The following is a 24,859-nucleotide window of genomic DNA, read 5'->3' on the forward strand; positions in this document are numbered from 1 at the left end:
TTAACCTTAGAAATTTGTTTAATTGAGCATAAATTTCCATATAAGCATTTTCATGCACAAATGCCACACACTAGCGAGTCAGATTTGTGCTTAAAACATAAAAACTAATCAAATAAAATATATCCTCATAACATTATGTTAGAAAATATTCCTCTATTTATGTATTTAAAAATTACAGAATATCAAACTACACAAATTAATAAAAAATGAAATTGACTTATCTGAAAATCAAGCCAATTTATGCTTTTATCATATTCTTACTATCTACTTCAGATATGTATTCCGCTCGAATAATGAATAATAATCCTGAGAAAGAAGAATGGAGTTGCAAAGCAGTAAATGGGGAATGGTCATGCAAACGTGCAAAAAAACCAAAAAATGTCTTTGATAAAAAGCTAAAATCATCTCAGAAACAAAAAGCCCTAGCTAATGACCTTGGTTGGGTTGATAAGCCCTCTTATTTAGTTGGTGGATATTATAATAATGATCATCAATTTACCAAAGCATTGTGCGAATCAAAGAGAACAGATATTAACTACACAAAAGCTGAATATGAGACCGATGGCACATTAGTTGCTTCAGGTAATGTTGAGGTATTACAATGTGATCAAGAGCTTTATGGAAATAATGCAATAGTTAGTTTTAATGATGATAAAAACTCTATAAAATCTTTTGTTATGCTAGGTGATGTGATAGCAAAACAACCATCAACGGGTATTGTACTACGTACAGAAGCTTTAGACTTAGATATGAATAATGAAACTCTTAGTGCTGGTCAATCTTATTTCAGAATGCCTAAACAAACTCCCGATACACGTATTTATAACAGAAACAATTTTAGTGGCTATTTAAGAGGTTATACTGAATCTTTTAAAAAAGATAAAGATGATAACCTAATGTTTTCAAATGGCTATATAACTACTGGTGATCCATATGATGAGGCTTGGAAAATAACTACTCAGAATATGATTATAGATACTAAGAAAGAAATGGCTTATATTAAAAATGGTTTCTTTGAAATTCAAAACACTCCTGTGATGTATATACCATACTTTTCTTACCCTATTAGTGATAAAAGAAAATCAGGATTTCTAACTCCTGATTTCTTTCAGAATGAAAATTCTGGATTTGGTGTAGCAATACCCTATTATTTCAACCTTGCTCCAAATTATGATTTACTTTTAAACTCTGTACTTTGGTCAGAAAGAGGGATAATGGAGAATGCCACTTTTAGATACATGTCAGAATATACAAAAAATCAGTTTGAAGGATCTATAGTACCTTATGACTTCAAATCTGGAGGAATGAGAGGGGCTTTTACCCTGTCAAGCCAAGCTGATTTCAAAAATGGTATAACAACAAACTTTCGATACGACTATGTAAGTGATTCACAATATTATAATGACTTCTCAGCTGGTAATATTAATCTTGTCACAAAAACATTACTTGATAGAGAATTTGATATTAACTATAGTAATAACTATATTGATTCAAGTTTAACAGTCCTAGATTATGGTATAGTAAATGAACAAATTGATTTAGCTAATATACCATATGCAAAATTACCTGAATTTAAATTTAATATCACATCCGAAGGTTATACTCCAGAGTATTTAACAATAAGCATGGACAGCCTCAATACATACTTTTATAAGGCTCCACATGAGATCAGACCCTCAGCAGGTTCAGAAGTAGGAACAAATATTTCAGCTTTTAGATCATATGAAGCACCTAAAATAAAAGCTATCCTTGATAATAGCTGGGGATACTTAAATCCTTCTCTAGAGGTTCCTATTCGTTACTATCAGTTAGATAATAAGCCTACAGATACAATTAAGTTTAAGCAAAATTCAGTAACTAGCGTCTTACCTATATTTAACATTGATGCTGGAGCTTATTTTGATCGTAATTACACAACTAGTGATGGCTCCTCATACACTCAAACTCTTCATCCAAGATTGTTCTATACATATATACCATATCAAGATCAAACAAATATACCTCTATTTGATACATCCTTACAAAATGAACAGTATGAACAAATGTTTCAAGTAAACCGTTTTACAGGTTATGATAGAATCAACAATGCTAACCAACTTACATATGCTTTAGAAGCCTCAACAACTAATGATGAAGATGGTTCTACACTTGCATCAGCAAAGATAGGTCAGATGGCATATTTTGCTAATAGAAAAGTAACATTATGTCAAGGTGACTCAAAATGTAACAACAAAGAAATGATGGATACATTTGCTAAGGATGCTTTTTCGCCTATTATGTCTTCATTTGAATATCAGATAGTCAAAGAGATTTATATATCTGCTCAGATAAACTATAGACCAACTCGTAATAATTTTGACTATCAAGTTTATCAAATCTCATACAAAGATGAAAATGAAAATATTTTTAATGTTTCTTATAATAATATTGCTAATAACTGGGATGCCCTAACTCAAGAACAAATAAATAATGGTGTAAAGCCCAAGCCTCAACAAACAATAACGTTGTCAACAATGTTAAATATAACAGATCACTGGGGTATAGCGGCGTTGTGGAATTATAACTTTGAACAAAAGAAAATATCTAACTTTTTTGCTGGACTCCAATACAATGCTAAATCTTGGGCTACTAGAATTGTGTGGCAAGGCACTGCTTATACAAACAATGATCCTAATAATCCAGATATATTAGGTAGCTTAACAAATACCTATTTATTAGAATTCGAACTAAAAGGCCTTAGTAATATTGGCAATTCTGAAGGATTACATACTCAATTAGGTCAAATAGCTGGTTATGAACGTGGTATGTGGGGAGGCGTATAAAATAATTTTATACTAAATTTATTAACCTATTTTCCAAAAAATATTTGTTCTAAAAAAAAGAGCAATCATAATCATTCTTAAATTTATAAATCCTTATAACGAATATTAACCAAAAAAAAACAAAGATAAGAAATCCGTGATGCTATAAGTTAGCTTACCAAATAGGTTATAAAACTATATAAATAGTTAAATATTACCAAGTTGTTTACACATTTTGTTTAAAATATTCAATTGCATAAAAATAAACCGAATTATTTTTCAAAAAAACTATCGTAAAGTTTAATCCACAAGTCTCTATTTTCAAGAATCTTTGCTAAATAAAAAGCAATAACATTAGCTAGCACGAATAATACCATAAATAATATAATAAAATTCAATGTATTATATTGATTAAGATAAGAAGACAATACTCCAAAAGCAAAGTTTAATAAAATAAAATGACTAGCATACAAGGTATAGCTATACTTTTTCCCTAAAACGCTTATAAAAATCAGGTATTTCGGAAGTTTTATAAATTGCAACCAATACACGAATAGTAACATAGGAAAACTATATGCTAAAGTCATAAAAATTGAAAAAGAAGGACAACTATCATCTATCAAACCAGGATATGGATTATATACCAATGGAATATCACATATATAATGTAAAAATAATATAATATTAATAATTAAGATGGTAGCTATTCCAATGTATAAATAAACCCTATTTTTCAAATGCTTTGTAAAATAAAAACATCCAACTCCCAAAAGCCAAACAAATAAAAAGCCAAAAAAATTCCAGCAAGGAAAATTTGAAGAAAATAAATAAATAGCATTGAGAAAAGAAACATCATCAGGTTGCATAAATATACAATACCAAGTAAACAATGCTCCCAAAATAAACACTATTATTAATACAGATTTTTTAATACCATACTTGAGAACTAAATTTATTATAAAACCATAAATTATATAAAAAGCTATTTCATAAGAAACAGTCCATAATGGTAAATCAAAAAATCCCCCATAAAATCCTGATGGAGGTAAAAAAATTGAATATAACAAGTATTTAAACCCTATAAAGTTAGGCTCTGACCAAACATCCCCATTAAGATGTAATCCTCTATCAGTTAAACCATTTAAATCAAAAGCCTTCATTATATAAATAACTATTAAAGCATATATAAGCATGCCCCAGACAACTGGATATATTCTGAAGAACCTTTTTTTACAGTAGTTACCAAATGAGTATTTTTTGCTTGCTATGCTATAATCAGTAGCAAAAGCTATTACATAACCACTTAAGTAAAAAAAACATAGAACTGCCATTATACCAACCCATGAAACAGCACTCCCAACAAAAGAACCCCATCCATGCTTAGGCACTATAAAAACCTCGAAAAGGTGTGAAAATAAAACTAATACAGCTGCAATATAACGTAGTGCATCAAGTGAATCTAAACGTATTTTAATATTTTTTTGCATATTTAACCTATCTAATTATCCTCTATATATCATTTATGAATTGAGCATCATAACTAATTAATCTTTTTAGAATTGTCTCTTTTATTTAATACTTGCTTTACAAACTCTCATGGCATCATTGCGGTTGTTTTATCAGTGCATGATTTTACTTGTCGCATAGTGTCTATAACATCTGCATCCTCTCCAAAATTTTACTTTTATTACTTCAAGTTTTTGTAATTACCAACTATTATCAGCATTGTTTGAATCCGCAAAAGTCATAAAAGATCCAAGTAGCATTGATGCTAATATTTTTTTTCACGCTCTATCCTAGTCACTACTTTAATATAATCAAGTATAAACTTTCATCTAAGCAATATTGTGCACAAATCTCACACAGCACTGAGTCAAATATATGCTTAGTTCTTAACGACCAAACAATTAGAATGTTCTTTAGTATTACGTATGGGAAATGTCTAGCTTATAGTCAATCCGACTGTATTATGTAATCTTATGCAGTCATCCTAAACTTGATTCAGGATCTCTTTACTTTGGCTATGAGATTCCGGATCAAGTCCGGAATGACAGGTTTTATTTTACTTGTGTCATTCGGATTAACTATATTTTAAAGATAGAAAACTTTTATACAGCTTTTAATTAAAAAAATTTCGAGGTCTCTATGAAAAGGAAGTTATTAAGATCTATACCATTATTAAGTGGTGCTTTATTACTCGCAGATTGCGGTAAAAATGAAAGTGTCGAAGAAACTCAAATAGTAAGCGAGTGTAATGGTCTAGTCTGTAGCATCGCTATTGAGGACGTCCAACTTAGAAGATATACAAATGTCTTAGGTGCTACTAAAGATAGAGTCGTAAAAAGAGAAGCTCTAACAGGTCCTGAAGATAAAATAACTTGGGAACTAAACAATGGAGATTTAGCTACCAACAACCAATTAATGAATAAAGGCTTAATGCCTTGTATAGGAGAAGTATGTACTCTTAACTCTAACCCAACAGGATGGGTATACGACTCAGAAGGTCCTCAAGATATAAATGTCCATGGAACTATCGTAAAACCTGATGGCACTAGACTCGAGATAGATAAAAATGCCGTAGTAACTCCTAATATAGGAGAACCTATTATCACTGTAAAGAAAAATAGTGATCTAGATTATACTTTTACCGCTGATATGTCTGATACCGGAATTCCTAAAAATGCTACTTTAACTTGGTATGTGAATGATAATGAAATCGGTTCCGGAGAAACTGTAAACTATACATTTGATAGCGCCAGTACAGAATATACTATAAAACTAGTTGTAACTGCAGAAACTATCAATGACATTACCGTAGAACAAAAAATAACCTCTGGAATGCTTGCACCTGAAATAGATACAAACTCTATCGTTATCAATGGTAAAAACGTAAGTATCTCTGTAGATAATAGCCAATCAGGTTTACCTGCAGGGACAACTTATACTTGGTCTGTCGAAGGAACCTCTGTAACTGCTCAAGGATTATCTACAAGTTTTGACTTACCTGAATATGGTAAAGAATATACTATTAAACTTATTGCTACCCCTCCTCAAGGATCATCTTTTGAAGCTTCTACTCAAGTAACTTCAAAATACGGTACTCCAACTATAGATATTCAAAACCTATCTGGATTACAGTATAAGTTTAGTATTAACACTGATGCTACAGGAATACCTTCAAACGCTGTCTACATAGTTAAAGTAGATGGAACTGAAATTGCAAGAGGAAGTACTTCTGAGCTTATATACAACTTCAACACACCTGGCAATCATAATGTAGAGCTTGATATTCAAGTGGCAGGAACTACCGTAGCTACTATATCAAAAAATATTGATACTACTGGACAAGAAGCTGTAGAACCTACTTTTGCTTTAAATAGTGTTAATAACAATCCTTTACACTATAAGGCTACTGTAGATACTACAGGCACTATAATAGAATCTAGCTGGGATAGAAAATGGCTTATAAATGATGAAGTTGTTAGCACTACAGATACATTAGATCATATCTTTGAACAAACTAGTACTCAATATACTATAGAATATATCGCCTCCTCTCCTGATGGCAAATATACAAGAAGTGCTAAAAAACAATTCACTACCGCTCCTGCTAAAGCTCCTAGTAGTATCTCTGAGGCTAAAGTACAAGGTAACTTAGAATATGAACTTTCCGTTGATCTAGCTAATACCGGTATTACTGATAACTGGTCTCTAGAATGGTCTAGTAATCCTAATGCTACTTTTACAGCTGCTAATCAAACTACTACTAATGTTAGCTTTGATGATTACGATACTAGCTATAATGCAACATTCACTGCTACTCCTCCTCTAGGATCTGCAGCTAATCCTGTTTCTATAACTAAAGCTATTACTACTGGCGTTGAAGATCAACCTGATTTAACTCAAAGCTCTACTAGCCCTCTTGACTATACAATCTCTGCTGATCTAAATAATACTGGTATCGATAATACTTGGAATATAACTTGGAAAGTAAATGATCAAGTAGTTTCAAATGATTTAAATACTCTTAACTACACTTTCCCTTTAACTGGTACTAGCTACACCGTTAGCTATACCGCTACTAAAAATGGACAAACTAGACAAGCTAGTATAGATATCACTACTGCCAATGCTACGGCTCCTGAAAATATCTCTCAAGCTAAAGCTCAGGGTAACTTAGAATATGATCTTTCTGTCGCTCTAACTAATACCGGTATTACTGATGATTGGACTATAGCTTGGAGCTCTACTCCTAATGCTAACTTCTCTCCTGCTGATCAAACTAATACTAGAGCAAGCTTTGATAACTATGATACTAACTATAATGTAACTTTCACCGCTACACCTCCTGCTGGTAGTGGTCTAAGCCCTGTTAGCCTAAATCAAACTATTACTACTGGGGTGGAAGATCAGCCTGATTTAACTCAAAGCTCTACTAGTCCTATTGACTACACAATCACCGCTGATTTAAGTAATACTGGTATTGATAATACTTGGAATATAGTTTGGAAAGTAAATGATCAAGTAGTTCCTGGTAACTTAACTACTCTTAATTATACTTTCCCTTTAACTAGCACTAGCTATACTGTTAGCTACACCGCTACTAAAGCTGATCAAACTAGACAAGCCAATATCAATATAACCACCCCAGCTGCTAGAGCTCCTGCAAATATAACTGAAGGAACTCAGATATCTGTCCGTGAATATGAACTAGCTGTTGATCTAACTAATACCGGTATTACTGATGACTGGTCTCTACAATGGTCTAGTGATCCTGATGCTACTTTTACAGCTGCTGATCAAACTAGCACTAATGTTAGCTTTGATGATTATAATACTAACTACAATGTAACATTTACTGCTACTCCTCCTCAAGGATCTACAGCTAATCCTGTTTCTATAACTAAAGCTATTACCACTGGTGCTGCTATACAGCCTACTATCTCACATCAAACTACTGCTAATCCTCTACAGCTAAACTATACTGCTAATATTAGCCAAACTGATATTGATGGGAGTTGGACTCAAAAGTGGTATATCGACAATATAGAGGTACCAGGTGCTACCGGTGATACCGCTACTTTAGACTTCGCATTAGCTGGTACTAACTACACTGTCAAATATGTAGCTACTAAAGATGACCAAACTAGACAAGTCACTTCAAGTGTAACTACTCCTAATGCAAAAGCTCCTGAAAATATCTCTCAAGCTAAAGCTCAAGGAAATTTAGAATATGATCTTTCTGTTGATCTAACTAATACCGGTATCACTAATGATTGGACTATAGCTTGGAGCTCTACTCCTAATGCTAATTTCTCTCCTGCTGATCAAACCAACACTAGAGCAAGTTTTGATAACTATGATACTAACTATAATGTAACTTTCACCGCTACACCTCCTGCTGGTAGTGGTCTAAGCCCTGTTAGCCTAAATCAAACTATTACTACTGGTGTGGAAGATCAGCCTGATTTAACTCAAAGCTCTACTAGCCCTATCGACTATACTATCACAGCTGATTTAAATAATACCGGCATTGATAATTCTTGGAATATAACTTGGAAAGTAAATGATCAAGTAGTTCCTGGTAACTTAACTACTCTTAATTATACTTTCCCTTTAACTAGCACTAGCTATAATGTTAGCTATACTGCCACTAAAGGTGATCAAACTAGACAAGCTAATATCAATATAACTACTGCTACTGCTAGAGCTCCTGCAAACATAACTGAAGGAACTCAAACATCTCCTCGTGACTATGAATTATCTGTTGATCTAGCTAATACTGGTATCACTGATGATTGGTCTCTACAGTGGTCTAGTGATCCTAATGCTACTTTTACAGCTGCTGATCAAACTAGTACCAATGTTAGCTTTGATGATTATAATACTAACTATAATGTAACATTCACTGCTACTCCTCCTCAAGGATCTACAGCTAATCCTGTTTCTATAACTAAAGTTATTACTACTGATTTTAAAAGTCAGCCTGGCTTAACTCAAAGCTCTACTAGCCCACTAGATTATACAATCTCTGCTGATTTGAATAATACCGGTATCGATAATACTTGGAACATAGTTTGGAAAGTTAATGATCAAGTAGTTTCAAATAACCTAAATACTCTTAACTACACTTTCCCTTTAACTGGTACTAGTTATAATGTTAAATATATAGCTACTAAAAATGGACAAACTAGACAAGCCAGTATTGATATAACTACTCCTCAAGCAAAAGCTCCTGAAAATATCTCTCAAGCAATTGCTCAAGGTAACTTAGAATATGATCTTTCTGTCGATCTAACTAATACCGGTATTACTAATGATTGGACTATAGCATGGAGCTCTACTCCTAATGCTAATTTCTCTCCTGCTGATCAAACCAACACTAGAGCAAGTTTTGATAACTATGATACTAACTATAATGTAACTTTCACCGCTACACCTCCTGCTGGTAGTGGTCTAAGCCCTGTTAGCCTAAATCAAACTATTACTACTGGAGTGGAAGATCAGCCTGATTTAACTCAAAGCTCTACTAGCCCTATTGACTACACAATCACCGCTGATTTAAGTAATACTGGTATTGATAATAATTGGAATATAGTTTGGAAAGTAAATGATCAAGTAGTTCCTGGTAACTTAACTACTCTTAATTATACTTTCCCTTTAACTAGCACTAGCTATACTGTTAGCTACACCGCTACTAAAGCTGATCAAACTAGACAAGCCAATATCAATATAACCACCCCAGCTGCTAGAGCTCCTGCAAATATAACTGAAGGAACTCAGATATCTGTCCGTGAATATGAACTAGCTGTTGATCTAACTAATACCGGTATCACTGATGATTGGTCTCTACAGTGGTCTAGTGATCCTAATGCTACTTTTACAGCTGCTGATCAAACTAATACTAATGTTAGCTTTGATAACTACAATACCAACTACAATGTAACATTTACTGCTACCCCTCCTCTAGGATCTGCAGCTAATCCTATTTCTATAACTAAAGCTATTACCACTGGTGCTGCTATACAGCCTACTATCTCACATCAAACTACTGCTAATCCTCTACAGCTAAACTATACTGCTAATATTAGCCAAACTGATATTGATAACAGTTGGACTCAAAAGTGGTATATCGACAATATAGAGGTACCAGGTGCTACCGGTGATACCGCTACTTTAGACTTCGCATTAGCTGGTACTAACTACACTGTCAAATATGTAGCTACTAAAGATGACCAAACTAGACAAGTCACTTCAAGTGTAACTACTCCTAATGCTACTGCTCCTACAGATATCACAGAAGGCTCTGCTATAGATGCTAGAAACTTTAACCTATCTGTAGATTTAACTAATACCGGTATTACTGATGACTGGTCTTTACAGTGGTCTAGTAACCCTAGCGATAGTTCTTTCTCCCCTGAGAATCAAGATACTACTGTAGCTACTTTGAACTCTTACAACACTGATTATGCTGTTACTCTGACTGCCACTCCTCCTGCTGGTAGCGGTGCAAACCCTGTTAGTGTAACTCAAACTATTACTACTGGTAATGCTACCCAACCAACTATTGGCTATTCAAACACATCAAGTCCTCTTGAGTATAATTATACAGCAGATCTAACTAATACTGATGTTGATGCTAGCTGGACTCAAAAATGGTATATAAATGATGTAGAAGTATCTGGTGTTACTGGTAATACAGCTACTCTAGAATTTCCATATACAGGTACAGTATATACTGTTAAGTATGAAGCTACTAAAGCTGGACAAACTAGACAAGTAACTGAACAATTAGTTACTCAAAACGCTACCACTCCACAAATAAATGTATCTGATGCTTCTTCTGATGAAGATCTTATACATACTGTAACTGCTGATTTATCTAATACTGGTATTACTAATGAGTGGTCTTTATCATGGAGTTCAGACCCAGCTGCTTCATTTGATGATGCAACTGCTAATTCTACAGATGTGACTTTTGGAAACTATGACTCCAGATATATTATCACTTTAACTGCGACTCCTCCTAATGGTTCTAGCGATACCGCTAAATCATCAACTCATACTATTGCCACTGGGAGCCAGCCTAGCCTATACCCTACATCAGCTACTTACTCAGTGCCTCCTGAAACAGGAACAACAGCTGTCGCTGTAGCTGACTATTACAACAGTGTAGCAGGCCTCCCTGATGGTATCGCTTCGATAACCCCTGCCGGCTCTTCCATCATTTTTACTTGCAAATCGGGATATTATATGTCAAGTAGAGCGAGCTCGCTTGCTTTTGGTGGCTACGTAGAAAACATCACATTAGAAGGTAGTAGCCCGAACGATTATAATGTAGTAGTCTTTACGAATTATCCTAATACCCCTTACTTTTTACATTACAATACCAATGGGAGAGAGGCTGTGGCATTCTCACTGGGCAGCTACCCAACTACCTCATATTGGGGTGTCAATTGTTTTAGACTAACCTCAGTTCGATAATTATTTCATATCTAAATACTTATAGTTATTGATTTTGATTGGACTAATAATGAACTGAGCCAAAGCAGCCATAAGATGAGTAAAAGCATTGTTTATGGATCTATGTCTTGTGTGCCATAAAGTTAGATTATTTTTGAGATAGTCAAAAATAGTCTCAATGATAGATCTCTTAGCTAACATAGCTTTTTCAAATCTAGTTCTAGGAACTTTTTTCATATTCTTTTTTAAAGTAGTTATAAGCTTTAATCCTTGTTGCTCAAGTAGTTGAGTTTTATCTTTAGAGATATAACCTCTATCACCAAATACCAATCCTTTAAGTACTTTGCATAATTTAGTTAAAAAACTCCTATCATCTTTATTTCCTGGACTAATATTAATACTAATAACTTCACCAATATGATTAGTTAACAAATGAAGCTTAAAGCCAAAGAACCAGCCAGTACTAGTCTTACCTTTAGCGGCTAAACCCTTAAACACCTTGTGTCTTGACTCTCTTAAATTATGACAAACAGGTAATTTAGTAGCATCTATAAAATATAAATCTGTATGTTTACCATGGTTACTTGATATAAATGCTATTAAAGGTGGCATTGCTATATCAATTAATTCGACAAAACGATTATATGATGGAGCTGTAGGGAAATATTGTTTCCAATAGATTTTTATAAACTCCACATAATAAGTTTTAAAATCTTTATATCTAACTGCTTGATACATAATCAAAATAGTCATTATTTCACTTAAAGATAATCTTGGTTTGACTCCTACTTTTTTCTTTTTGTAATCAATTGACTTGCTTTGTAATTCTTTATGATAAATAATACAAAAGTCGTCTATACGACAAAAGGTTGAAATAAGTTGATCTATCATTATTAGTGATTTTTTTAACGGTTTTTCGCTTATTTTAACCTAAAAAACATCTCCATACTTTAATTTACAATGCTTTTAATTCCGAACTGAGGTTAGACTATAATCACATACAAAGATATTTAGTTTTTTAACTCAACAAAATATTTGTTAATAAACAAGTAATATTGTTTAAAATAATAAATCTGTAGTATTATATTTTTAATTTAAAAAATATACTCATGAGATAATAAGGGTTGACGCGAAGTCCCTTTCAAAGATACTTTTTAGATACCACTATGAAAGCGAAATTCATTATCTGGAGATAATATAAGCTCTTTTTCTATTTCACCTATTCTTTTTATATCTTTACCAATGTCTTTTGATGAATATTTCTCAGCAAAAGTTAGATAAATTGTAAAATGTCTCTTTTCAGACTCTAATAATCCATTATAAAACTTCTGTAAATCTTGATCTAGAAATGGTGCAATCTTTGCAAATCTTTCGCACGATCTAGCCTCAATATATGCCCCTATTATCAGAGCATCTATAAATCGTCCTTCTTTATCTGTCCGAGCTGTTTTTATAAGTTGACTAGCATATCTTGATGCTGAAATAGCTTTATATTCAATATTACGTCTTTTTAAAATTCGCATAACTTGCTCAAAATGCACAAGCTCTTCTCTAGCAATCTTAGACATTCTTGTTACCAAATCATGTTTATCAGGATGACGATAGATATATGTCATTGCTGAAGATGCTGCTTTCATTTCACAATGGGCATGATCTATAAGCATTAACTCGATATTATCCAGGGCACTTTTAATCCATTGATCAGGAGTTTCACATAATAGAAAACTCTCTATTGTCGCAAAATTAGCATATTGAATTTTTGTCATTTATAAATCTAAATACTCTAATAAGAAAATACCCAATATTATATACATAAAACACTTAAAATGTGGATTTTATATTAAGTATTCTTGAATCATTTTAGCTCAATAATTTGTAACTAATTATAGTTTTAACACATTAAAATTAGCGACAAAAAAACTTAAAGAGTAATTTTATTTGTAGATAAACAAGTATTCAAAACTTTACAAAACTACAATATTAAATAAAAATAGTATAAACTGAACGTCCTTTTTAGCAAAAGACAAGCTGATGGTTAAACAAGAAACTAAACTTAATCTCATTGAAAAAGCAATAGAAGCTTTTCATAATGCCTATGCTCCATACTCAAATTTCAAAGTTGGCTCTGCTTTACTTATGAAAAATGGTCAAATAGTTTTAGGAGCAAATATTGAAAATTGTGCCTATGGTCCATCTAACTGTGCTGAGCGTTCAGCATTATTTAGTGCATATAGCCAAGGATTCACTAAAGAAGATATCACTATGATAGCTATCGTAACAGATACACCAAAAGCCTCAACACCTTGTGGAGTTTGTCGCCAAGTTATCGCAGAGCTAATGGATAAGGATTGCCCTATTATTTTATCAAATTTAGACCAATCAGATATTAGAGAAACAGATATAGAAAAGCTTCTTCCTGATAGCTTTGTTCTAGCTTAATAGTACTCCTTTAAAGTTTTATATAACCTTATACTCTATTTACTAAAATTATTTTTCTAGTTTTAGTGTTTTTTTAATTTACATAATACAAATACTTCATATATAGTTTAATTAGTCCAAATATATTAATTCAAAGATATGAAGATATTTCGTCACCTTTATGCCCAAGTATTATTAGGAATATTTATAGGAATTTTACTTGGTATATTCACACCGAATATTGCAATATCTCTTAAACCTTTTGCTGATGTTTTTGTTAAACTCATTAAACTTATGATTGCACCTATAATATTCTTAACTTTAGTTTCAGGCATCGCAGCGATGAAGGATCTTAAAACTGTCGGGAAGATTGGTGGAATCGCTCTGCTATATTTCTTCTCTATGACTATAGTTGCTCTAATTATCGGTATGATTACTGCCAATATGCTTCATCCTGGACTTGGTATGAACATTGATCCAAACTCCTTAGATGCTAGTGCTGCAAAATCATATATGGGCAATGTTGAGCATGTTGAAAATATTCAAGACTTCTTTATGAATATTATTCCACACACATTTGCTGGTGCTTTTACTGATGGTGATATTCTACAAGTTCTTTTTGTTTCAATATTATTTGCTGTTGGACTTGTCTTATATGGAGATGAAAGCAAAACTATACTGGATGCAATACAGAGTCTTTCAAAAGTCTTTTTTAAAATTATCCATGTCATCATGCACTATTCTCCTATTGCTGCTTGTGCTGCTATTGGTTATACCATAGGAACATATGGTGCAGATACATTACTAGGTTTGCTTGGTTTATTACTATGCTTTTATATTACCTGTTTTTTATTTTTGATTGTTTTTTTAGGAATTATACTTAGATTATATTGCGGTATTAGTATTTTTAAACTCTTAACCTATATAAAAACAGAAATATTTATTGTCTTAGGAACATCATCATCTGAGACTGTGCTACCAAACCTTATGGAGAAATTAGAAAATTTAGGATGTAACAAGTCAGTTGTTGGTCTTGTAATACCTACAGGCTACTCATTTAACCTTGATGGTACAGCCATCTATTTATCTTTAGCTGCTATATTTATCGCCCAAGCACTTGGTATTGAACTTACATTAAGCCAACAAATATTTATGCTTTTGATTATGGTAATTAGTTCAAAAGGAGCTGCAGGAGTCACAGGCAGTGGCTTTATAATCTTAGCAAGTACCCTTAGTGCTCTTGGAGTTGTACCAGTAGCTGGAATTGTAATTATCTTAGGGATAGATAGATTTATGTCAGAAGGTAGAGCTATTACAAATATGATCGGTAACTCAATAGGAACAATAATTATATCTAAATGGCAAGGTCAACTTAATATAGATAAATTAAGAAAAGAGCTAAATTATTAGGATAGATTTAATTTAAATAGTTTCTAAGTCAATACCTTTAGTTTCAATACCAAACTTTTTGGTTACTATAGCCCCTAATATAGAAGTAAATACTAAAATCACTAATAACATATCAACCCCGATAACAGAGATTAGTATAGGAAATAAAAATGCTGCGATAATAGCTCCAATTTTTGCAAAAGATGCCGCGAACCCTGCGCCCTTACCTCTAGCATGTGTCGGAAACACTTCTCCAGCAATTACATAAGTTTGCGCATTTGGTCCAATATTTGTCATAAACTGGAAGATAATAAACCCTAAAAATATAAGTACCATATTGTTATCTGTCATATGACCTGCAATTGCTATAGCTAAACCAACAGCACAACCGATAAACCCAAATATTTGTAATTTTACTCGCCCTAAGTAATCAGATAAAAATATCGCAAAGACAATCCCTAAGAAGAAAAATACATCAATAAATGCCGAACCTTTTGCCGCTAGTATCTCATTACTGATTACATCATTAACAGATTTAACATCAACTTTTGAGCCTATTGTTACCGTTAATATTAGTGGCAAGAATACTCCGATACCATAAGTCCCAAGATCTTGTATAAACCACGGTAGTGATGCAAAAATAGTTTGTTTCCTATATTTTGTAAATAATGATTTATACGAGCTACCTCTTTCTATCTCTGTAATGGCATTAGGATCTTTTTTCTTAATTCTAATAACTTTAGGATATCTTGGGCGTCTATTTAGTAAAAATGTTAATGCTCTTTCGGCCTTTTTGTACTCACCTTTTGTTACTAAAAAATGTGGACTTTTAGGGATAAAAAATCTTCCAATTACTACCAGAATTGCTGGGATAATTGCTATCGAATACATGATTTTCCATGCATTAACTGAAGGCATTTCAGCTAGGACAAACCAACCGATAAGAGTACCACAAAGAGCTCCAACAGCTTGAAAGGCAAAAGCTCCTAAAACTAGCTTTCCTCTATTTCTACTTGGAATAGTCTCTGAAATCATTAAATGAGCAGTTGGATAGTCGCACCCTAAAGCTATACCTGCAATTAGTAGCATTATGAATAAAACTATAAAGCTACTCGATAAACATATACCTATAATACATATTAAAAATATAATCATTTCAATAATGAACATATTTTTTCTACCATATTTATCAGATAAACTTCCAAGTAAAGATGCGCCAATAAGTATTCCGACTAAAGTCGCTGAACCTATTAAACCATTTTGAGTATTACTAAGTTGAAAATCATAAGCTATTAGATGAAGAGCAATACCTGTCATAAAAACAATCATACCTTCAAAGAATTTTCCAGCTGTAGCTAATAACCAAATAAACCACTGCATACTAGAAAGAGGAATAAGGTTAACCTTAGTACCATCAGGCCATACAGGTTCTTCATCTAAGTATTGTTGCACTGATTTTTTTTTAATTTTTGACTTAAAACTGGCTTCTTCGGAGTTCTCTTTATCCATCACATAATCTTATTAATTTCTCTTCTTGCTAAATATAACAATAAAATTAAGCTAAAAATATAGTTTTTCAAAAATAAAGACTTTTTATAGCAAAACTATTAGTTTTTTCATATTAGCCCTATTTAATCTGATAATTTTAAAATCTTATAACTTGGTCAAAATCTTCTAAAAGATTTACATTATGTGTAATAAAAATAACTGTCTTATTATTCATAAGCTCTAATAGGTTTTTAAACACAAGTTTTTCTGTTTGCTTATCTAAGCCTTCAGTAGGTTCATCTAAGATTAAAATAGGCTTATCCTGTAAAAATGCTCTAGCAAGAGCAAGACGTTTTTGCTGCCCTCCAGATAGATGCCTACCAAGCTCCCCTGTCCATGTATCTAAACCTTTTGGTAATGACTCTAAATAATCTTTTAACTGGACTTTTTCTAACGCTGATTTAAGCTCTTCATCCGTTGCATCAGATTTAGCAAGTAATAAGTTTTCTCGAATAGTTGTATTAAAGATATGTGGTGACTGATTTATAATAGTCATTAAGTTTCTTAGTTGATCTTCACCAAATTCTTTAATATTTTTGTTTCCAATAAGAATTTCACCGTTATTAATATCCCAAAATCTAGCTAATAGGTTTATAATCGTTGACTTACCTCTACCAGTTGGAGCAAAAAGAGCAACTTTTTGATTTTCTAGAATTTCTAGAGAAAAATCTTTTAGTATAGGCTGTTCAGAAGTGTAGCCAAAACAAACATTTTTAAAACTAATATTAAATTGACTAACATCTAACTTATTATCTAAAAATTCAACATCTGGTTTTGCATCTGTAATATTTAATATTCTTTTTGAAGCAGATAAAGTTTTACCTAAATATTGATATGCTAGTGGTAATGGCATAATCGACTCAAAAGCTGCTATAACTGCAAGAAATATTAAAGCAATAAAAGCTCCATTTATATACCCTTGTTGAGTTAACTTAACTGCAAATGCAGTAACCATAACTACTGTTAAACCTAATGCTAAAGTCATTAAAGCACTGCCAAAACCACTTATAACGCTAATTTTCTCTTCTTGCTTAAGTAGGTTTGAATTTTGCTGTCTTATTTTTTCAAAATGCTTACCTTCTAGATCAAATATTTTCAGCTCAGCAAGAGAGTTTACGTGTTCTGTAATATCTGTTTTTAACTCAGCACTAATACTATTAAGATTATATGATTTTTTCATAGCAAGAAGACTACTAAATAAAGGAATAATAAAACCTATAAATAGCAACGCTAAAAGAGTTAATAGCGCTAAAGTAAAACTAAAAAAGCAAAATAATATTGCTATAGTAAATGATGCCAAAATAAATACCACTGTTGGTGATAAAATACGCACATATAAATTATCTAAAGCTGCGATATCATTGACTAATCTTGTAAGTAAATCACCACTTTTATATTTATATAAATGAGATGGAGCTAAAGGCTCTAATTTTTCATAAAACCAAACCCTAACATCTGTCAAAATTCTAAAAGTAGCCTCATGAGTTAAAACTCTCTCACCATATCTACTTACAATTCTACCTAGAGAGAAAGAACGTACTCCTGCTGCAGGGTAAAAATAATTAAATGATGTTGCTATAGCATATGTTGTTGTCGCTAGATAGCCAGTATATGAGATAAACCAACCAGATAATGACATCAATCCAATACCCATAAGTATCGCGGACCATGCTAATAATGTACCCAACAGCATCCATTGAGTTTGATTTCTAAATAATTTTATAAAAGGAATTAAACTTTTCATACTGTCACCTCATTTTTATAGAAGTGATAAAAGTCACTATTTTTATTACTAACTAACTCATCAAAAGAACCTATCTCGGATATTTGTCCATCATTTAGAACAACTATTTTATCAACACACTCTAGGAAACTTAACTTATGAGTCAACATAATAACAGTTTTATCTTGCCAGTTTTGTATTAGCGAATTAATAATTTTCTCTTCACTAACTTTATCTAAACTTGCCGTAGGTTCATCTAAAATCAAAATATCATGAGGCTTTAAATATGCTCTAGCTAAAGCAAGTCTTTGTGCTTGCCCTCCTGATATACCAATATTTTGCTCACCAACTTGTGTTAGAAGACCCTTATCTAATGAATCAACAAAACCTTTAAGATCAGTATCTATAATCGCTTTATTAATATCATCATCTGTAGCATTTGCATTTGCTAATAGTAAATTCTCTTTAATAGAGCCTTTAAATAAAGAAGAGTTTTGCCCAAGCCAAGAAATATTCTTTAACCAAGATTTTTCCTCTATTTTCTTAAGGTCAATATCATTATTAATCAAAATATTACCCTGATATTCAATAAAGCCAAGAAGAGTGTTTATTAAAGTAGTTTTACCAGCACCACTAGCTCCAACAATCGCAATTTTCTCTCCAGTTTTTATATCTAAAGAGATATTATCTATTGCTACTTTATCACTATACTTAACTGTTAAATTTTGTATATTTACGCTATCAACTTTATCATTAAATATCGTACTACTCTCTGTTGATGAAGGCTGCATTTCAAAAATCTTAGATATCTCTAATGCAGCTCCAACAGCTTCAGCTTTAGCATGGTAATGAGTACTTAACTCTCGTAATGGCATAAAAAATTCAGGCGCTAATAAAAGAACAAATAATGCTCCTTGAAGATTTAAGTTATGTAATGCCCACCAAATATTATTATCCGCTCCAGCATTTATAAAACCCATACCTAAATATATAGCTACCAAAGCAATTGAAGCGGCTGCAAAAAGTTCTAAAATAGCTGATGATAAAAAAGCAATTTTTAAAACTTTCATAGTTCTAATTCTATAGGTATCAGAGGCTTCATAGATTCTCTGACTATGAGATTTACTTTTATTAAAGAGCTTTAATGTTGTAAGCCCTTTTAAAGTATCTAAAAAAGTCATACTCATTCGAGCAAGAGTTTTAAAATGTTTTTGGTTTTCTGACTCTGCACCTAAACCAACAATTATCATAAAAAGTGGAATTAATGGAGCACATATTAATAAAAGAATCCCACATACAATACTTTGAGGAAATATAAACACCAATATAGCTAAAGGCATAAGTCCAGAAAGTGTTATTTGAGGCAAAAATTTCGTTAGAAATCCTGTTAAACCTTCAACTTGCTCCATTGCACTACTTATTATATTAGCGTTTGAAGTTTTATTTAACTGTATTGGACCAAGCTTATTTATATGTACAACGATATCTTCACGAATCTGTTTTTTGACAATTACTGCTGCTTTGTAGCTAACTATTTCTCTTAACCAACTTAATCCCGCTCGGATAATGACAATCAAAACTATTGCTATGAAATAACTACTTAACTGCCCTAAACTTGATTTTTGCAAATAAGCATCATATGAGATGTGAGCAAGTAAATATAACTGACCAATTAGTAACATCCCACTTAAAAAAGCTATTAATACTGTTAACCTAACCCATCTTTTAGCTGGAACAGCTACCTCTTTAAGCCAACTTCTAGCTGATTTTTTATCTTCTTTTGAAGCATCTGAAAGCATTATGGAGAATTTTTCATAAATTTTAACTGCGTAAATTATATCATAACCAATAGGTAAACTTTATGTATAAGTACTATATAAGCGTTTTAAAATATAGCAAATTTCTAACTTTTATGGTAATTTTCATATTGAGAGATTAAAAATAAGTGAGGTAGAAATGAAAAACAAATATATGTACCTAGTGGCATTAGGATTAATAAGTTTTCCTTTACTATCCCAAGCACATCAACAAAAAGTTTATACTTCTAACTCATCACCAATAGAACCTGACCAGACATACCAAACTAGTCGAGTAGCTAATGATATTCAAGCTGAAGATGCAAAAGCTCAGCTTAATAGAATTGACAATCAAGTTGACGGTGAAGATACAAACAATGTCGCACAAGCGGCTCATGGAATGGATTAATTAACTTTTAAGGGAAAGACTAATGAAAAAAACATATATAAAACTTGCGGCATTAGCCTTTACAGCAATACCATTGATAGCAAATGCATTACAAAATGATACTCCTGCTATGCAACCACAAAATAGCTCATCGTATAATGCAGGTGAGAAGTTAGGTAGCGCAATTAGTGATTCTCAAGATACAATGCATGAATATTATAAAAAGACTTCTAAATCAGTCAAATCAATGGCTAATGAAACTCAAATAGTTTTAAAGAATAAAGCTCAACAATCATCAATGTATATGAGTCAAGTTTCTAATAGAATCAAAAATGAATTTTCTAAAGCATCTGAAGCTGTAATTAATAGCTCAAATGAAGCTAAGGAGACAATTTCTCATAAGGCTAACCAAGCATCAAAGTCTATTAATAAGACAACTGAAAGTGCGCAGAATAAAGTTGAGAACTTTAAAAAAGGCTTTGATAATGGTAAGGATAAAACTAAGCCAGCCCCTTTTTGATTTTAATCATTAATTAAAAGGTAACTCTACTATGAAAAAACATCTCAAAAAAATAATTGGAAAGTTAAATATACCTCTCATTATTTTATTGTTAATAGTAGGTTCTTTGATTTTGGTATCTAACATGAAAAATGAAAAGGTAGCCAAAGCAAAAGATAGTGTTAATTCAGCTGTAAATGATATCTCAAAAAAATTAAATAATGCTGCCCAAGACAATAGTGACTCTGTCGAGTGATTCTATTTAAATATAAAAATTGTTGGATTAACTTTAATCTTCGTAACTACTTTATAAAGAAGATGTATATTCCAATATATCATAGATAAACTAGATGCTATAGCTAAACCATAGACTCCTCCATAAATAGTAAAAATAATTCCAAATATAATATTAACTGCTAGCGCTATGTAAAAAGCAAAGCATGTGGTTTTTTCAAAGCCTGCCATATTAAGTATTGTCGCAACACATCCAGAAAGAATATTTACAATTTGGCCAACCATTAAAATACAGAATATAAAATATGAAATTACATATTCATTTCCATAAAGCAAAGTTATAGGATAACCACACATTATAAGTCCAACTATAGCAAATATAGATAAAATAAATATAATCCGTGTATAAGAAGTTATTTTTATCTGAAACTCTTCTCTAGAACAGTTTTTATAATCATCAGCGATCTGTGATAAAACATTTGAGTTAACCGCATTTAAAACAAAACTAACGAGCGCACCTAATTGCAAAGCTACTCCATAGAATGCGACATCCGATGATGTTGATAAGCCTTTAAGAATTAAAATATCAACTTGCGATAATAATAAGAGTCCCCATTGCATAAGAGCAAAAGATAGGTTGCTCCCTGTTGGTTTTAAACTTTCAAAAGAATATTTTGATGTTTGTAAAAGCCAAACTTTTGTTATATATACAGTCATAAAAATCATCATACAACCAACTAACATAGCTGTATTTGCTATATAGAAAAGCATAAAAAACACTGTTAGAAACAGCATTATCATTCTTAGCCCAAGTTGTAGTAAATTAGCAATAACAACAGCTCTTTTCGCTACAAAAAAAGATTGAAATATATTTGCCATAAAGAACGGCACTGCAAATAATAATGCGAAGTTCTCTATATAGTTATCATTATTTTCAGAATGATTATAAAAAATAATTGCAGCAATCATTACAATAATAAAAGCAAAACCTCTTTTAAAGTACCAGTTATGTACTAAAAACGTTTCTTTATCTCTCTCATATCCTGTTAAGTCAGATTTACCCCAAGTTCTAGCAAGTATTCCACCAGCTCCCATCGTAGCAACAACTGCTAGAATCGTCGCGACTGTAACTCCAAAAATATAATATCCATAATCACTAACTTCTAAATGTCTAGCTAAAAGTATAGCCGTAATAAATGCACAAGCCTGACCTAATGCTTGGACCACCATTGTTTGTAAAGATTTTGATAATATACGATTAGAAAGTACTTTTTTTATCAATGTTTCTTGGCTAGAAATTAAATTTATTGAAAATAATAACAGTAAAAGCCTAAGAATATAAGAGTAATTTTTTATTTAGAGTTATTAAATGTATCTAAAGCTAGAGCTAATGATCCCTTAACACCAGTATTATCACCAAATGATGCTGGAACTATAAAATTTTCCATATCTTTCAAGGCTGGATAATCAAGATAACTATTTAAATATTGTGCTACATTTTTGCGTATCATATCAAAAAGTATAGTTTTATGCATAACTCCACCACCTAGAATTATCTTCTCAGGGGAAAAAGCATATATATAGTTTACAAGGGCTTTTGCTAAATACTCTGCTTCAAACTGCCATGCAATATGATCATCCGCTAGCTTCGCTGCAGTGTCAACTTGCCATCTTTTATTTATTGCTGTACCAGATGCTAACCCCTCAACACAGTTTCCATGAAAAGGACAACACCCGGCGTAATCATCATCTGGGTTTTGAGGTATAACTAAATGACCTATTTCTGGATGCATAGCTCCTTGAACTAGCTGATTATTACAGATTATACCGCCACCAACACCTGTACCTACTGTTAAATACAAAAGATTTTCTAAATCCTTCGCACATCCCCAAATATGTTCACAAATAGCTGCTGCATTAACATCTGTATTAAAGCCAACAGGTCCTGAATAAACTGATTTTATAGCACTAACTATATCAAAATTTTGCCAAGCAATTTTTGGAGTATTTGTAATATAACCATAAGTTTCAGATTTAGTGTTAATATCAATCGGTCCAAAACATCCAACACCTACCGCATGTATATCATACTCACTTTGATAGCTTTTTAAAATTTCTAAAACTTCAGACATCGTCTGCTCTGGAGTTGTAGTATCTGTACGATGACGCTCTATAACATTACCATCAATATCACCAATAGTCGTAAAAAACTTTGTACCACCTGCTTCTATGCCTGCTAAATGCATATCCCTCTCTTCTTATATACAAAACTTAAAATATAATATTATCATTATTGTTTTTTTTAAACAAAAATAACTAGCTTTATTTATTGAGATTTTAAGCTTTTTATAAACTCCTGTAACTCCATTTTTTCAAAAGTATATTTTAACTCTGAATTAGCCTGTTTATAACAATTCTCCATATAACTCGCTATCACTTTAGAATTTTCATCATTACTTTGTTTACAAATATGTAGTAAGCTTTTCTGTATTCGCTTTGCTACCAATAGATTACTACTTCCATATATTCTTATGTATTCAAAGCCACTCCTAACAAATCTATCTATTGAAATATCTTTAATATATAGGTTCTTATATACTATTTGTTGTTTATTTGTAATATTTGAATCAAAAAGACAGTTTAAACACCTATTTATCGTATCAATAACGTTTATAGCTGTAGTAGGATCATTTGTTGCAGGACTTAGTGCCTTTGCTGCTATCTCACTAAGTGTTTCAATACCAAAGATAGGATCTTCGCTAAAATTCTTTTCATTTGAAATTATAAAGCAAAATGATAGTTTAGCTAACTCATCTTCAGTTAGAGTCCTAGAACATTTAATATAAGCCATTACCTCTGAACTAGCTAAATGCTCTCCTTTATATTTTACTATATAAATTTTTGCACCTAAGTTTTTACAAAACTCATTTAAGTTCTCAAAAGAAATATCGTTAAGAAATCCATAATCACTTGCAAGAATAGGTATAGATTTCTTAGGCATTTTATCTACTATTAGCTTATTACATCCTTGGTATCGGTTTTTTATATATTTTTCTACGGTAGTTAAAGCCTGACTTTCTGTTTTTGTTAATAAAGTTCTTACCTGACCTAACTTAGCTATACTATCTATCCATACTATAAAAGTGAAAATAACCCATACAAAGACAAAAATAGTTAAAATAAAAACTAAAAAAACTCCTGTTTTATCAAAGACTCCTGATTTTATTGCAATAGTTGCAATAACTCCATAGATAAAGGTCCCTATAAAACTTGATGTTGCTTTATTAGAAGCTCGATCTCTAAACAATATTGCGAGAATTCTAGGAGTACCTGAATTACTTGCTGAGTTATATGCTGTGACTATTGCACCTACAGTAAAAACGATAACAGCGAGCATACTTTTTGTTATAATAGAAAGTAATGCATTTACCGTGTCTATACTAATTCTTTCAGAATAAAAATTTATATTTAATTGCTGTATTAGATAACATATATAAATAGCTAATATAGCTAATATACAGTAGGCAAAAGGATTAAACCAAAGTTTACTTTCCAACACGTAGATCTGTCGTTTTATTGTTTTAAAAATATTTAACATTA

General features: G+C 31.9%; 16 protein-coding genes. 7 read left to right on the top strand and 9 right to left on the bottom strand.

Annotated features, from left to right (window positions below; translation table 11 throughout):
- The first annotated feature begins 275 nt into the window (after positions 1-275).
- Entirely contained in the window at positions 276-2,822 is a 2,547-nt protein-coding gene (locus F7310_RS07030) for an LPS-assembly protein LptD (RefSeq protein ID WP_193790878.1), read from the top strand.
- Positions 2,823-3,073: 251 nt separating this feature from the next.
- On the opposite strand, the gene F7310_RS07035 is transcribed toward F7310_RS07030, so the two are convergent.
- Entirely contained in the window at positions 3,074-4,288 is a 1,215-nt protein-coding gene (locus F7310_RS07035) for an acyltransferase family protein (protein ID WP_072712795.1), read from the bottom strand.
- Between the two features lie 658 nt (positions 4,289-4,946).
- On the opposite strand from F7310_RS07035, the gene F7310_RS07040 reads away from it, so the two are divergent.
- Positions 4,947-11,285, top strand: coding sequence for a hypothetical protein (locus tag F7310_RS07040; protein ID WP_072712796.1), 6,339 nt, complete (start codon positions 4,947-4,949; stop codon positions 11,283-11,285).
- Here F7310_RS07040 and F7310_RS07045 read toward each other — a convergent pair whose 3' ends face one another.
- Together F7310_RS07045 and F7310_RS07050 are read right to left on the bottom strand one after the other, a co-directional pair.
- Positions 11,286-12,155, bottom strand: coding sequence for an IS982 family transposase (locus tag F7310_RS07045; protein ID WP_084645211.1), 870 nt, complete (start codon positions 12,153-12,155; stop codon positions 11,286-11,288).
- 263 nt (positions 12,156-12,418) lie between these two features.
- Entirely contained in the window at positions 12,419-13,030 is a 612-nt protein-coding gene (locus tag F7310_RS07050; RefSeq protein WP_072712797.1) for a MiaE family protein, read from the bottom strand.
- Positions 13,031-13,295: 265 nt separating this feature from the next.
- On the opposite strand from F7310_RS07050, the gene cdd reads away from it, so the two are divergent.
- The gene (cdd, locus tag F7310_RS07055; protein WP_072712798.1) at positions 13,296-13,703 is read left to right on the top strand and encodes a cytidine deaminase; all 408 of its coding nucleotides are present in this window, start codon (positions 13,296-13,298) and stop codon (positions 13,701-13,703) included.
- A gap of 138 nt (positions 13,704-13,841) precedes the next feature.
- On the top strand, positions 13,842-15,092 hold the full coding sequence (gene dctA, locus F7310_RS07060; RefSeq protein WP_072712799.1) for a C4-dicarboxylate transporter DctA: 1,251 nt from the start codon (positions 13,842-13,844) through the stop codon (positions 15,090-15,092).
- A 12-nt stretch (positions 15,093-15,104) separates the two neighbouring features.
- Here the strand turns inward: dctA and F7310_RS07065 are convergent, their stop codons facing one another.
- The 3 genes from F7310_RS07065 to cydD all read right to left on the bottom strand — a co-directional run bounded on the left by F7310_RS07065 (position 15,105) and on the right by cydD (position 20,141).
- Complete coding sequence (locus F7310_RS07065) at positions 15,105-16,580, bottom strand: MFS transporter (RefSeq protein WP_072712800.1); 1,476 nt, start codon at positions 16,578-16,580, stop codon at positions 15,105-15,107.
- 136 nt (positions 16,581-16,716) lie between these two features.
- Positions 16,717-18,363, bottom strand: coding sequence for a heme ABC transporter ATP-binding protein/permease CydC (gene cydC / locus F7310_RS07070; RefSeq protein WP_072712801.1), 1,647 nt, complete (start codon positions 18,361-18,363; stop codon positions 16,717-16,719).
- A complete protein-coding gene (gene cydD, locus F7310_RS07075) occupies positions 18,360-20,141 on the bottom strand; it encodes a heme ABC transporter permease/ATP-binding protein CydD (protein ID WP_072712802.1) in 1,782 nt (593 codons plus the stop codon). Before cydD ends, cydC begins: the two co-directional genes overlap by 4 nt.
- A gap of 157 nt (positions 20,142-20,298) precedes the next feature.
- On the opposite strand from cydD, the gene F7310_RS07080 reads away from it, so the two are divergent.
- The 3 genes from F7310_RS07080 to F7310_RS07090 are packed head-to-tail and all read left to right on the top strand — an operon-like array spanning position 20,299 to position 21,281.
- Positions 20,299-20,547, top strand: a complete 249-nt coding sequence (locus F7310_RS07080; RefSeq protein WP_072712803.1) for a hypothetical protein — start codon at positions 20,299-20,301, stop codon at positions 20,545-20,547.
- 22 nt (positions 20,548-20,569) lie between these two features.
- On the top strand, positions 20,570-21,046 hold the full coding sequence (locus F7310_RS07085; protein WP_072712804.1) for a hypothetical protein: 477 nt from the start codon (positions 20,570-20,572) through the stop codon (positions 21,044-21,046).
- Positions 21,047-21,077: 31 nt separating this feature from the next.
- A complete protein-coding gene (locus F7310_RS07090) occupies positions 21,078-21,281 on the top strand; it encodes a hypothetical protein (protein ID WP_072712805.1) in 204 nt (67 codons plus the stop codon).
- A 2-nt stretch (positions 21,282-21,283) separates the two neighbouring features.
- Here the strand turns inward: F7310_RS07090 and F7310_RS07095 are convergent, their stop codons facing one another.
- From F7310_RS07095 to F7310_RS07105, 3 genes are all read right to left on the bottom strand, one after another.
- A complete protein-coding gene (locus F7310_RS07095; protein WP_072712807.1) occupies positions 21,284-22,540 on the bottom strand; it encodes a lipopolysaccharide biosynthesis protein in 1,257 nt (418 codons plus the stop codon).
- A 71-nt stretch (positions 22,541-22,611) separates the two neighbouring features.
- Complete coding sequence (locus F7310_RS07100; protein WP_072712809.1) at positions 22,612-23,505, bottom strand: ROK family protein; 894 nt, start codon at positions 23,503-23,505, stop codon at positions 22,612-22,614.
- A gap of 80 nt (positions 23,506-23,585) precedes the next feature.
- Positions 23,586-24,857, bottom strand: coding sequence for a DUF2254 domain-containing protein (locus F7310_RS07105; RefSeq protein WP_072712810.1), 1,272 nt, complete (start codon positions 24,855-24,857; stop codon positions 23,586-23,588).
- Positions 24,858-24,859 lie beyond the last annotated feature (2 nt).

Origin of the sequence: Francisella uliginis (assembly GCF_001895265.1) — a bacterium.
In the GTDB taxonomy this organism is placed as follows: Bacteria; Pseudomonadota; Gammaproteobacteria; order Francisellales; family Francisellaceae; genus Francisella; species Francisella uliginis.